This window comes from Tardiphaga sp. (assembly GCF_028290785.1).
Lineage (GTDB): Bacteria > Pseudomonadota > Alphaproteobacteria > Rhizobiales > Xanthobacteraceae > Tardiphaga.
This window is the reverse complement of sequence record NZ_JAQGJD010000353.1, coordinates 1-12,124: the sequence shown is the minus strand read 5'-3', so window position 1 is coordinate 12,124 and position 12,124 is coordinate 1. Positions and strand designations below refer to the sequence as shown.

Annotated in this window: 14 protein-coding genes and 1 tRNA gene; 5 read left to right on the top strand and 10 right to left on the bottom strand. The window is 64.6% G+C overall.

The genetic code is table 11. The annotated features are described in order from the left end of the window. Positions 1–299, bottom strand: a 299-nt coding sequence (locus tag JWR89_RS22835; RefSeq protein ID WP_299720397.1) for a thiol-disulfide oxidoreductase DCC family protein, incomplete at its 3' end; no start/stop codon positions are given. Then, positions 296–529, bottom strand: a complete 234-nt coding sequence (locus JWR89_RS22830; RefSeq protein WP_299720395.1) for a hypothetical protein — start codon at positions 527–529, stop codon at positions 296–298. The genes JWR89_RS22835 and JWR89_RS22830, both read right to left, overlap by 4 nt. Positions 530–803: 274 nt before the next feature. On the opposite strand from JWR89_RS22830, the gene JWR89_RS22825 reads away from it, so the two are divergent. The 3 genes from JWR89_RS22825 (at position 804) to JWR89_RS22815 (ending at position 3,472) form a co-directional block, all read left to right on the top strand. Further along, the gene (locus JWR89_RS22825) at positions 804–1,313 is read left to right on the top strand and encodes a GNAT family N-acetyltransferase (protein WP_299720393.1); all 510 of its coding nucleotides are present in this window, start codon (positions 804–806) and stop codon (positions 1,311–1,313) included. Positions 1,314–1,415: 102 nt separating this feature from the next. Continuing rightward, positions 1,416–1,955, top strand: coding sequence for an inorganic diphosphatase (gene ppa, locus JWR89_RS22820; protein ID WP_299720391.1), 540 nt, complete (start codon positions 1,416–1,418; stop codon positions 1,953–1,955). 35 nt (positions 1,956–1,990) lie between these two features. Then, positions 1,991–3,472: a M20 family peptidase gene (locus tag JWR89_RS22815; RefSeq protein WP_299720389.1), complete on the top strand. Its 1,482-nt coding sequence runs from the start codon at positions 1,991–1,993 to the stop codon at positions 3,470–3,472. 75 nt (positions 3,473–3,547) lie between these two features. On the opposite strand, the gene JWR89_RS22810 is transcribed toward JWR89_RS22815, so the two are convergent. Continuing rightward, positions 3,548–5,473: an FAD-binding monooxygenase gene (locus JWR89_RS22810; protein ID WP_299720387.1), complete on the bottom strand. Its 1,926-nt coding sequence runs from the start codon at positions 5,471–5,473 to the stop codon at positions 3,548–3,550. 205 nt (positions 5,474–5,678) lie between these two features. Here JWR89_RS22810 and JWR89_RS22805 point away from each other — a divergent pair, with 205 nt between their 5' ends. Next, the gene (locus JWR89_RS22805) at positions 5,679–6,161 is read left to right on the top strand and encodes a MarR family transcriptional regulator (protein ID WP_299720385.1); all 483 of its coding nucleotides are present in this window, start codon (positions 5,679–5,681) and stop codon (positions 6,159–6,161) included. Between the two features lie 29 nt (positions 6,162–6,190). Here JWR89_RS22805 and folD read toward each other — a convergent pair whose 3' ends face one another. Genes folD through JWR89_RS22790 form a run of 3 tightly spaced genes read right to left on the bottom strand, consistent with a single transcriptional unit; the run spans position 6,191 to position 7,715 of the window. Then, positions 6,191–7,075, bottom strand: coding sequence for a bifunctional methylenetetrahydrofolate dehydrogenase/methenyltetrahydrofolate cyclohydrolase FolD (gene folD / locus JWR89_RS22800; protein WP_299720383.1), 885 nt, complete (start codon positions 7,073–7,075; stop codon positions 6,191–6,193). A gap of 8 nt (positions 7,076–7,083) precedes the next feature. Then, positions 7,084–7,416 carry a DUF167 domain-containing protein gene (locus JWR89_RS22795; protein ID WP_299720381.1) on the bottom strand — a complete coding sequence of 111 codons (333 nt, stop codon included), beginning with the start codon at positions 7,414–7,416 and terminating at the stop codon, positions 7,084–7,086. Positions 7,417–7,424: 8 nt separating this feature from the next. Then, positions 7,425–7,715 carry a YggT family protein gene (locus tag JWR89_RS22790; protein WP_299720379.1) on the bottom strand — a complete coding sequence of 97 codons (291 nt, stop codon included), beginning with the start codon at positions 7,713–7,715 and terminating at the stop codon, positions 7,425–7,427. Positions 7,716–7,911: 196 nt separating this feature from the next. On the opposite strand from JWR89_RS22790, the gene JWR89_RS22785 reads away from it, so the two are divergent. Then, positions 7,912–7,987: transfer RNA gene (locus tag JWR89_RS22785), tRNA-Ala, on the top strand. Positions 7,988–8,028: 41 nt separating this feature from the next. On the opposite strand, the gene JWR89_RS22780 is transcribed toward JWR89_RS22785, so the two are convergent. The 4 genes from JWR89_RS22780 to JWR89_RS22765 all read right to left on the bottom strand — a co-directional run bounded on the left by JWR89_RS22780 (position 8,029) and on the right by JWR89_RS22765 (position 11,930). Continuing rightward, complete coding sequence (locus JWR89_RS22780; RefSeq protein ID WP_299720377.1) at positions 8,029–8,802, bottom strand: glutamine amidotransferase; 774 nt, start codon at positions 8,800–8,802, stop codon at positions 8,029–8,031. Positions 8,803–8,891: 89 nt separating this feature from the next. After that, positions 8,892–9,671 (bottom strand): SDR family oxidoreductase, encoded by a 780-nt coding sequence (locus tag JWR89_RS22775; protein ID WP_299720375.1) that lies wholly within the window; start codon positions 9,669–9,671, stop codon positions 8,892–8,894. Positions 9,672–9,873: 202 nt separating this feature from the next. Then, positions 9,874–10,353, bottom strand: a complete 480-nt coding sequence (locus tag JWR89_RS22770) for a TerB family tellurite resistance protein (protein ID WP_299720373.1) — start codon at positions 10,351–10,353, stop codon at positions 9,874–9,876. 167 nt (positions 10,354–10,520) lie between these two features. Beyond that, entirely contained in the window at positions 10,521–11,930 is a 1,410-nt protein-coding gene (locus JWR89_RS22765; RefSeq protein WP_299720371.1) for an adenylate/guanylate cyclase domain-containing protein, read from the bottom strand. Between the last annotated feature and the right edge of the window lie 194 nt (positions 11,931–12,124).

The window sequence follows — 12,124 nt, the reverse complement described above, 5'->3', positions numbered from 1 at the left end:
CATCCCGGCAACACGCGCAGCACCCGCACCCATCCAAAACCCGGCAGCAGCGATAATACAGTCAGCGCGCCGTCGGATTTGTAGTGCGCGATGCCGTTGTGGATCACGGCATTGGTGTCGGGGTCGGTGGGGTCGATGCGGAGCGCATGCGCGAGGCGGGCGCCGTAAGCCGACTGGATGGCGGTGAAGCGGAAACGGCGCTCGATGTCGCGCGCGGCGATGAAGCGGATCCAGTGCGAGCAGAACATGCAGACGCCGTCATACAGGATGACGTCGTCGTCGGGCCATTGCTGGGTCATCGCTTCTTTCCCGGCCGCGCGGTGATGGCCATCAAGGCGTTATCCGGCATGGCGCCGCCCATGCGCGTTCCGCGCTTGGTGTGGACGCGAGCGCAATCAGCGCGAGCGGAAACATCCATTCGCCGCCGGCGCGATGCAGCGTCGCACGCGCTGAGGTGGTTTTGCGCCAGCGCCAACGCCCTCAGGTCGACAGCCACAACCCCCACGCCAAACGCTTTGAACAGTTTCATGTGCGCTGAAAATCCTGGGCAAGTGGCGCACGCAAACGGCACGCCGCGAATCAGTTTCGCGCGCTTTGCCATCGCCTGTCGCCGGTGCAGGTGCAGCAAGGAGCGACTTTCGAATCACGATTTCGGGAAAATCTGTCCGGATCGGCGCGCCAACGGGCCACCAGTCCTTTTTCGGCACAACTCGCAAGCCAAACTGATGCGAAAAATCCACACGTTAACCGATAATTAACGATGGAGCTTGAACAGCGCGCGCTGACTTGCTTTGATCAGGTCCATGAGCACAAACCTGATCGAGGTTCGACCGGCCAAAGCTGCGGATGCGTCCGCGGTGGCTTCCACCCATGATGAAGCCTGGCGCTCCGCCTATCAGGGATTGATCCCCGGGCCGGAGCTGGAAAAGCTGATCAACCGCCGCGGCCCGCAATGGTGGGATTCGGCGATTCGCAAGGGCAGCCGCGTCAGCGTGCTGTGCTTCGGCGACAAGGTCGCCGGCTACGCCAATTACGGCCGCAACCGCGCCCGCAGCCTGCATTTCGAAGGCGAGATCTACGAGCTCTATCTTCGCCCTGAATTCCAGGGCCTCGGCTTCGGCCGCCGCCTGTTCGCTTCCGCCAAGCGCGACCTGATGCAGAGCGGTCTCAAGAGCATGGTGATCTGGGCGCTGTCGGACAACGAAGGCGCCACCGAATTTTACCGTGCGTTGGGCGGCCGAATGGTGGCCCGTTCCTCGGAGCGCTTCGGGCCCAAGTCGCTCGACAAGGTGGCGTTCGCCTGGACCAATTAAGTCTTTAAATTGATTTGCCATTCGTGGCATCGGAGGCGTTGAAGCCGGGCCTTGGCTCGGCTACCCCTGTCGCAACCGATCTTCCCGAATCTGGAGTTTCCGATGCGCCTTGAGGCAATCCCGATCGGCGCCAACGCGCCGCAAGAAGTCAACGTCGTGATCGAGGTCCAGGTCGGCGGCGAGCCGATTAAATACGAGATGGACAAGGAATCCGGCGCGCTGTTCGTCGATCGTTTCCTCTACACGCCGATGCGCTATCCCGGCAATTACGGCTTCATCCCGCACACGCTGTCCGGCGACGGCGACCCGTGCGACGTGCTGGTCGCCAATACCCGCGCCATCGTGCCGGGCGCGGTGATGAGCTGCCGCCCGGTCGGCGTGCTGTTGATGGAAGACGAAGCCGGTCTCGACGAGAAGATCATCGCGGTGCCGACCTCGAAGCTGACGCAGCGCTACGACAAGGTGAAGAACTACAGCGACCTGCCGGAAATCACCCTGCAGCAGATCCAGCATTTCTTCGAGCACTACAAGGACCTCGAGCCCGGCAAGTGGGTCAAGGTAGTACGCTGGGGCGATGCCGCCGACGCCCACCGTCTGATCCAGGAAGGCATCGATCGCGCCCGGGAAGCCAAGGGCAAGTAACAGCCGCCGCGGCGCCGCAGAAGGGAAACTTCCGAATGCGCCGTTGGCTCAAGCTGCTTCGAACCGCAGTGATCCTGGCCGCCGCAGCCGTTGTGCTGCTGGCGGCCGTTGTGGTTTTCAACACCTGGCGGCAACCCTCGCGGCAATTGCAGGTCGCGGCCATCGCGAAGCCGCCGGTCGATGCGCAGGCCGCCGCCATGCGGCTCGGCGCCGCGATCCGCTTCCGCACCATCGCGGACATCGCCGATCCCGACAGCTCCGCAGACGCCTTTCGCGGCCTACACGCGCACATCGCCGCCAGTTTTCCGGCCTTCCATGCCGCGACGACGCACGACACGGTCGGCGGCTACAGCCTGCTTTATGCGTGGCAAGGCTCTGATCCCGCAGCCCGGCCGATCGCGCTGCTGGCACATCAGGATGTGGTGCCGGTAGCACCCGGCACTGAGAAGGACTGGCAGCAGCCGCCGTTCGATGGCGTGGTCAGCGACGGCTTCGTCTGGGGCCGCGGCGCGTGGGACGACAAGGGCAACCTTTATGCGATCCTGGAAGCGGCCGAGGCGATGGCCCGAGGCGGCTTCCGGCCGAAGCGCACGATCTACTTCGCCTTCGGCCACGACGAGGAAGTCGCCGGCCTGCGCGGCGCCGGCGCGATCGCGGCATTGCTCGCCTCGCGCGGCGTCCGGCTCGAATTCGTGCTCGACGAAGGGCTGGTCATTACCGAGGGCATCCTGAAGGGCCTCGACCGGCCGGCGGCCTTGATCGGCGTCGCCGAGAAGGGCTACGCAACGCTGTCGCTGACAGCGCAGGCCACGCCCGGACATTCCTCGATGCCGCCGCGCGATACCGCCATTGGCATGTTGAGTGCTGCGCTGGTGCGGCTTGAAGGCAATCGGCTGCCGATGCGGCTTCCGCCATTGGTCGGCGAGATGCTCGATACGCTGGCGCCGGAGATGAACCTCTTCAACCGCGTCGTGCTATCGAACCTGTGGCTGTTCAGGCCGCTGCTGCTGCGCGAATTCGAAAAGAGCGGACCGACCGAGGCCACCGTCCGCACCACCACGGCGCTGACCATCTTCAAGGCCGGCGACAAGGACAACGTGCTGCCCGGCCTCGCCGAGGCGACGGTCAATTTTCGCCTGCTGCCCGGCGATACCCAGGCCAGCGTGACCGATCATATCCGCCGCACGGCGAATGACGCGCGTATCGCGATCGCGGCGGCGCCGGGCAATACCGATCCGCCGCCGGTGACGGCGACGATGACGCCGTCCTATCGCGCGCTGAACCGGACCATTCGCGAGATATTTCCCGATGTGGTGGTAGCGCCCGGCCTGATGATCGCCGCCACCGACTCGCGGCAATATGCCGGGATTGCCGACAACATCTTCCGGTTTTCGCCGGTGCGCGCCGGCTCGGAAGATTTGAAGCGCTTCCACGGCAGCAACGAGCGGCTGAGCGTCGCGAATTACGGTGACATGATTCGGTTCTATCGGCGGTTGATCGAGAACACGGCGCAGTAATTTTTTCCCTCCCTACTGCGCGCCACTTTGCCGAGGCGATTCGCCTGCAGACGATTTGGCGCGCGGACCCGTCGTTCACATCGCGGGCCGCGTCATGAAGCCGTCGAAGAAGGCAGCAAGCGCCGCATGACCGTCGAGCGGAAGAATGTGTGCGACGTACTGGTCGGGCCGGACCACCACCATGCACCCCAGCTTGCGATCGATGCCGCGCAGGGTGAAAATGTCGTGGCCGCTCTTCAGATCGGCGCTGAACATTTTCTCGTAATCGCAGAGTCCGTAGCGTCCCTTGCGGGGCAGCAGCAGCGGCGGCATGGCCTCGATGGCGATGTCACGATGATCCTGCTGGAACACCGCGCGGAGATCGATCACGGAATCGATGTCGTCTCCCGGCAATGTATATTTCGTCACGGGCGACTCCACAGCCTCGGAGAGAAAGCTGCACAAGGTCCGAATGCCGGAATCGCGCGCGGTCGGGTCGCCTGCGCCGGCAAACGCAACAATGCGCCAGCGGCCATCCGCCTTGACCGTGTGCCCGAGTTGCATCGGCCGCGCGTCGGCGACGCGGATCACCGGCGCGGAATGAAAGCGCATGCCGATCGCCAGGCCCGATGCCAGATGCTGATGGGTCGCTTCGCCGGTCAGCAACGACGGGCTGTAGCGCGCGGCCGTTCCCGCGGTGTAGCGGCCATGCCTGACAAAATAGTCCTGGGTCCTGGCCGCATCGAAGCCCTTGCTCGACGCCAGCATCTCGGCCCATTCGCGATCGAAGTCGATCAACTCCCGGGCGATCGCCTGCCGCTCCGCCGAATAGCTGTGCAGCAGGTGAGGCGCGCAGCGCTGCCGCAGCACCGCAGCCAGCTTCCAGCCAAGGTTGAAGCCGTCCTGCATGGAGACGTTCATCCCCTGGCCGGCCTTCGGGCTGTGGGTGTGGCAGGCGTCGCCGGCGATGAATACGCGCGGCAGGCGCTGCGCCATATCAGCTTCGGGCACGTCATCGAACTTGTCGCAGATGCGCTGGCCGATCTCGTAGACCGACCACCACGGCACCTCTTTGACGTCGAGCGTATAGGGATGGAGAATGCGCCGCGCCGCCGCTACCAGATCGTCCGACGTGATATTGCGGTTGGACACCCGTTCGCCGGCGTCGAGCTTGTCCATCTCGATATAGAGACGGAACAGGTAGCCGCCCTCGCGCGGGATGATGATGATACTGCCGTGCGCGGCGGACTGGATCAGCGACTTGAAGCGGACATCGGGAAAGTCGGTCACCGCCAGCATGTCCATCACGCCCCAGGCATGATTGGCGGAGTCACCACGCAGCGCACGTCCGATCGACGTGCGCACCGCGCTGCGGGCGCCATCGCAGCCCACCACATAGCGCGCCTTGATGATTTCCGTCTGCGGCGCGTGCCCCGCTTCGCTGCGCTCGAGCTTTGCGGTGACAGTGTAGGGATCGCTAGTGTCACCGGCCGTCTCGGGCGCGATCTGGAGATCGATCAGGCGCCGGCCGTAATAGGGCGCGAGCCTCGCTGGCGATCTGCTGAGGACGTCGAGATAGAAATCGTGCACCCGCGCCTGGTTGAGCACGACATGGGGAAATTCCGACAGCCCGTCTTCTGTGTCCTGCACCCGTCCACTACGTACGATGTTGTCAGGCTGAGCGCTGTCCGGCCTCCAGAAGGTCGTCTCGTTGATCCAGCAGGCTTCCTTGAGCACACGCTCGCTGAAGCCAAAGGCTTCGAACATCTCCATGGTGCGGCAGGCAATGCCGTCGGCCTGGCCGCGGAGCATCGGGCCGGGCTTCTGCTCGACGATGCATGTCCTGATGTCGGGAAAGGCGGATAGTTGCGCCGCCAGCGTCAGCCCGGCCGGGCCGCTGCCGACGATCAGCACATCGACCACCTCAGGCACCGGCCCGGGCGATCCGGGCGCGGGAGTCCGCTGCGCGGGGTCGGCGATATGGGGATCGCCGGGCTCAAATCCGTTGAGGTGAAACTGCACGATACCTCCCTTTAGAGCCGCGATCCCGCCCGCCGCGGGGGCCGGACGACTGCACGGTTCAAGTCTGGCCCGCTTCGGCGGGTCTTTGCCGCGATGGCTGAAGCGGGATGCGTCTATGATTGACACCAGCAAAGGCAGCCGTGATATTTAATCAGTGTGCTTATCATCAGTATACTTGTCAAGATCTTGCAGCGCGAAGGATTTCATGACCGACAACAACGCCAAGCCGGGCCATCTGGCACGCCGGTTCCAGCAGATCGCGGTGGCGGTGTTTCATGCCGAGGTTGAGGCCGCCGGGCACGACCTCACGCCGGTCCAGTATGCGGCGCTGACCACGGTCCGGGATTATCCCGCCATCGATCAGGCCACCCTGGCCGGACTGATCGCCTATGACCGCACGACCATCACCGGCGTTGTCGACCGGCTGGCGCAAAAAGGATTGTTGCTGCGTCAGGCCAACAGCAGGGACCGTCGCGTCCGCGAGTTGCAGATCACCGAAGAAGGGCGGCGAATCCTCGACGGGATCGAGCCGGCGGTCGAGGCGGCGCAGCGCAACATGTTGCGCGGCCTGACCGCGGATGAGGCAGACCAGTTGCTGCGGCTGCTGCGCAAGGCGATCGCGGCCGGCAACGAGCTCAGCCGTGCGCCGATGCGGGACGCTTCAGCCGATGCGGCAAAGGCGGAATAGCCTGCCGGCTGCACGGCAGCATTTGCCTGCTACACTTTCGGCGCGGCGAGCCCGTGAATCGCGCACGCGGCGCGCAGCGTATTCACCAGCAGACACGCCACCGTCATCTGGCCGACGCCGCCGGGCACCGGCGTGATCGCGCCCGCCACCTCCAGCGCTTCGGCGTAAGCGACGTCGCCGACCAGTCTCGTCTTGCCGTCGTCGCCCGGGATGCGATTGATGCCGACGTCGATCACGGTGGCGCCCGGCTTGAGCCAGTCGCCGCGCACCATCTCCGGACGTCCGACCGCCGCATAGACCAGATCGGCCTGGGCGCAGAGTTTGGCTAGATCGCGCGAGCGCGAATGCGCGATGGTCACCGTGGCGTTTTCATTGAGCAGCAGTTGCACCAGCGGACGGCCGACCAGGTTGGAGCGGCCGATCACGATGGCGTTCATGCCTTCCAGCGACGCGTGCACGGTCTTGGTCAGGATGATGCAGCCGAGCGGCGTGCAGGGCGACAGCGCCGGCAGGCCGCCGGCGAGGCGGCCGGCATTGTTCGGATGCAGGCCATCGACGTCCTTGGCGGGATCGATGGCGTTGACGACGGCGTCGGTGTCGAGGCCTTTCGGCAGCGGCAGCTGCACCAGGATGCCATGCACCGCGGGATCGGCGTTCAGCCTGGCGACCAGCGCCAGCAGATCGGCCTGCGCCACGTCGGCCGGCAGCCGGTGCTCGAACGAGGCCATGCCGGCGGCCTGGGTCTGCTTGTGCTTGCTGCGCACATAGACCTCGCTGGCGGGGTCAGAACCGACCAGCACCACCGCGAGGCCCGGCGTCAGGCCATGGTCGCGTTGCACGCGCGCGACTTCGCCGGCGACGCGCTCGCGCAGTTCGGCGGCGATGATCTTTCCATCGATGATGCGGGCGGTCATGTCAGGTCCTATTCGCTGGATTGCTTCGGCTTTGCTGCAGTGAGTGCCCGCAGCATTTCGCCAAGTTTCTTCGGGTCGCCATCGACGGCGACCTGCTTCTGCCGCGACGTCGTACCGGACAGCACCCGGACATCGCGCTTGCGCACGCCGAGCGCCTTGGCAAGCAGCTCGATGACGGCGCGGTTGGCCTCGCCGCCCTCGGCGACGGCACGAACCCGCACCTTCACCACGGTTCGTCCATCGGCCATCGTCTCGATGCCGTCGATGTCGTCACGGCCGCCGCGCGGCGTCACGCGCAGCGCGATGCTGATCCCATCCGCCGCGTAGCGCCAGGGATCCACCTGACGGGTCAGATGACGTTGGGATAGATGTAGTAGGTGATCACCCGCTGCAGGAACATGATGATCAGGATCAGCACGATCGGCGAGATGTCGAGGCCGCCGAGGCTGGGCAGCGACCGGCGAATTGGCGCCAGCACCGGCTCGGTGATGCGGAACAGGAATTCGGCAATTGCCGCGACGAACTGGTTGCGGGTGTTGACGACGTTGAAGGCGATCAGCCAGGACAGGATCGCCGAGGCAATCAGCAGCCAGACGTAGAGATCGAGGACGATCAGCACGATATCGAGAACGGCACGCATGGCGGGGATGGCTCGCGGTGTTGGTCGCGGATTCGACTACCGCGTAAATATCGTTTCGGACCCCCGCAAACAAGGGAAGTTCCCGGCAAAATGGCCCGGAAATCCTGCGATTTTGCTCGTTCTTGACTTGCCGTTAACAGGGATTGTAAATGGCGGCGATTGCTGACCGGTGCCGCGCGAGCGGCCGGTTCGCATCGGGGCCATAGCTCAGCTGGGAGAGCGCGTCGTTCGCAATGACGAGGTCGGCGGTTCGATCCCGCCTGGCTCCACCATCCTTCGCTTGCATCGCAAGCTTCGGCCAGACCAGCCCTCCTTACTCAGCGGCCTGCCTCAGCGTGGTTTCCGTGGCGACCGCCATCGGCATCCGCGCCAGCCAGTTGTCCAAAAATTGCTTCAGCCAGGCCCGCTCCGCCACGTCGTGCAGGGCGCGGAAACTGAAATGGTCAGCGCGCGGACGGGCGCCGGGCAGGGTCATGCGCGCGTGGCCGCGGGTGGTCCAGCGATGCATCATCGCGGTGGTGACATCGGGATGGAACTGCAAGCCGAAAGAATGCCCGGCGCGAAACGCTTCCACCGGGAAGTCGCTGCCTTCCGCCAGCAACTCGCTGCCGGCTGGAAGCTCGAACCCTTCGCAATGCCAGTGATAGACGTGATCCGGCCAGTGCGCGCAAATGGCGTGGCCCGCCGCCGTCGGGCGAATGGGGTAGTAGCCGATCTGGGCGCGGCCCTGCGGATGCGGCGCGACCCGCGCGCCCAGTTGCACCGCGAGCATCTGCGCGCCGAGGCAGATGCCGAGGAACGGCCGGTCTTCTTTCAGCGCCACCGAGATCCACTCGATTTCCTGGCGCACGAAATCGTCAGGATCGTTGGCGCTCATCGGCCCGCCGAAGATCACGGCGCCGGCGTGGTCATCCAGCGTCTCCGGCAGCGGATCGCCGAAGCGCGGGCGCCGGATGTCGAGCGGATGGCCGAGCAGCCGCAGCGCATTGCCGACGCGGCCGGGGGTCGAGCTCTCCTGGTGCAGCACGATCAGCACCGGACGAATGTCGTTGCGATTACCCTGGATGTCGTCTTCCAACAGTTTCATCAGGCGGAATCATGCCCTTGCGTCAATGGTCACTGTTGATGTGGCAAGCAAGTCGCGGGCCAGAAAGCCGGACGCTGCGCCAATGCCGATCAGACGCGGCGCAGCTGCAGCCGGGCGACGGCCCCGGCGATAAAGCCGCGTGGAAAGAACCGCAGCAGGAACGGCACGATCTTGATGCCGAGGCCGGGGAGTACCACGCGCTTGTTCGCCATCAACCCGCGATAGCCGAGGCGCGCGACCGCGGCCGGTGACATCTGCAAAATCGCGGAATCCAGACCCGGCTCGAACCCGGCGCGCTTCTGAAATTCCGACGGCACCGGACCGGGGCAGAGTGCGGTCACGCGCACGCCCTTCGGGCCGAGCTCCTCATGCAGTGCTTCGGTGAACGACAGCACATAGGCCTTGCTGGCGTAATACACCGCCATGCCTGGACCCGGCAGGAAGCCGGCAATCGAGCTGACATTGAGGATGCCGCCCTGGGTGCGGATCAGGCTGTCGGAAAAACGCAGCGACAGGTCAGTCACCGCGCGGACATTGACGTCGAGCAGGCCGAGCTGCTGTGCGCGATCCATCTCGATCGCGCAGCCGAACATGCCGAAGCCGGCATTGTTGACGACGAATTCGACTTCGACATCGGCGGCCACGAGCGTAGCGGCAATCTGCTCGCAGGCGTCGCGCTGTTCGAGATCGCAAGGAATGATAATGGGCACGGCACCGCCGGCAGCGACGATCTCGTCAGCGAGGGCTTGCAGGCGATCGGTGCGGCGCGCGACCAGAACGACGCGGTGCGCATGCGCTGCAAACACGCGGGCCAGTTCGGCGCCGATGCCCGCCGAGGCCCCGGTTATCAACGTCACGCGCTCAGTCACAATGCGATGCTCTTGAAATGGCGGTAAAGTCAGATGAAGAGCCTTTAGGCCTAATAGGGAAAGCCATGGTCCGCAAGTCACAAGGGTCACTGGGGTACCGGTTAATCCAGTTCCGTTCAGCGCGCCCAAATGCCAGGCCGTAATTCGAGCTACATTACAATTCGGTTATATTGCAGCACGGCGCCTTGCCGCAGCCGTAGACTCAGACCGCCGCGTCCGACGTCGCGGCGCCGCCGGCACTGCGGCGCTTCAACTCGATGCGATCCCGCGACGACACGCCGAGCAGATCGGCGGCGCGCCACACGACATTCTCCTCGAACTCCGAAACCTTGCCGTCGGCATAGACAAGCTCCCACATCATCTCGACGATGCGGATACGGCCGGCTTCATCGACGGCACGCATGATCACGCTGGTGAAATGGTAGAGATCGACGGCGTCGCCTTCGACAAGGGTCGCCGCGGCGATCAACTTGCCGGCGGTGCCGGGATCAAGTCCGAACCGGGTTTCGATCAGGCTGTGCAGCTTGGTGGTCTCGATCGCCGAGGGTTCGCCGTCCAGCGAGATGACGTGCACCATCAGCGCGGTGGCGGCGAGCCGATAGCCGGTATCGTCGAATGCCTGATTTTCGTGCGCGCCCGGCGACACCACGTCGGCAATGAATTCGCGCAGTTTTTCAAACATCAGTCTTCCAACCCGATGGTTTGCCCGTCCGCGATGGTGCGGCGAATACTTTGTGGCCTGAAAAGTAAACGCGTGCAATGCACGCAAGTTCCTTGGCGCGGAATTACGGTTAAATAATCGTCGGTAGCTGTTGTCATGCCCGGCGGTATGCCGGGCATGACGGCGTGTCAGGGGATTTCGTAGACCACAATCTTGTCGGCAATGCCGCGCAGCGCCGCGTGCTTCTGGATCGGCGCGATCCCGGCGTCCTGCAGAATGGCCTCCACCGCGTGCGCCGAAATGACCGGGCCGGTCACGTGGATCGCCTGCGAGTTGGACAGGCCCTGCACTCTGGCTGCGATGTTGACGGTCTGGCCGAAGTAATCCTGCCGCTCGTTCAGCATCACCGCGAGGCAAGGACCTTCGTGGATGCCGATCTTCACCACCAAATCCTTGGTGCCGCGCTGCTCGTTGAGCTTGTCCATCGCCGTGCGCATGCGCAACGCGGCGGCAAGCGCCTGTTCGGGGCGCACGAAGGTGGCCATCACGGCATCGCCGATGGTCTTCACCACGGCGCCGGCCTCTGAAGCGATGATCTCCAGCAGCGCATGGAAATGCGCGCGCACCAGGTCGAAGGCCGCGAGGTCGCCGACGCGTTCGTAGAGCGCAGTCGAGCCCTTCAGGTCGGTGAACAGGAAGGTCAGCGAGGTGATCTTCAGGCGCTGGTCGATGCTGAGGTTGTCGGCCTTGTAGACATCGCGAAAGGTCTGGTTGCTCAGGATCCGCTTGGCCGTGACGAACGGCTTGCGCTTGCCGATCAGGTGATGGAGCCCTTCGGCGGCGACGAACACCGACGGCAACACCCGCAGATCGGTCTGGTTGTCGAGCGACAGGTGCAGCGGTCCTGGCCGCAGCGTGATGTTGTCGGCCGGCTTGTGGCTGCCGTCATAGATCAGCGACAGCTGCTGGCGCTCTCTGGTCGGCTCGCCCTGCACGTCGATGAATTGCGCGGTGTGCGTCACCGGCTCGAACACGATGATGAACTGCGCCGGCAGTTGCAGCGACATGAGCGCCTTCTGATGGGCCGGCAATTCCATCGCATCGAGCGTCACCTCGTCGGTCAGCGACGTGAACGACTCGTGGTTGAGATCGACCCCGGAGCTCCAGAACACCTGCTTGAAATATTCCCACAGCGGCAGCGTGTTGGGATCGTGCGCGGCGATGCGCCGGACCCGTGGCGCGACGGTGAAGGCGACCTCGACCTGCTCGTCCACCGACGCCTCGTAGCCGCAAGCGCACAGCCCGCACTGATAGTCGTCATGGCGCAGCGCTTTCAGCGTGCTGTGGGCGTCAAGCACGCCGCTGCAGCCGGGGCACAGCACGTTCCAGGTCAGATCGAACAGGCCGAGCCGTGCGGCATGCAGGAAGCCGGAGATCGCACGCTCCTCGTTCACGCCGGCGGCTGCCGCGAAGTCGAGCACGTTGACGCGGTTGAGCTGGTGATCCTCGCCCTCGGCCACCAGGCGCTCGATGGCCTCGGCAACGACGGGATCGGCGGCCTGTTTCAGCGCCGAGAACTGGGTCTGGATATCGCTCATGTCGTATAGATAGGATTGTTCCGCGACGAGTCAAAGACGCACTTACTTCCCTCTCCCCCCTGTGGGAGAGGGTGGCCGCGCGCGAGGGGGGAGGGGTGCGGGGTAGCCACAAGCTCCGAGCCTAGAAACCCCTCATCCGACGCGGACTTCGTCCGCGCCACCTTCTCCCGCAAGGGGAGAAGGAAGAAAGCGCG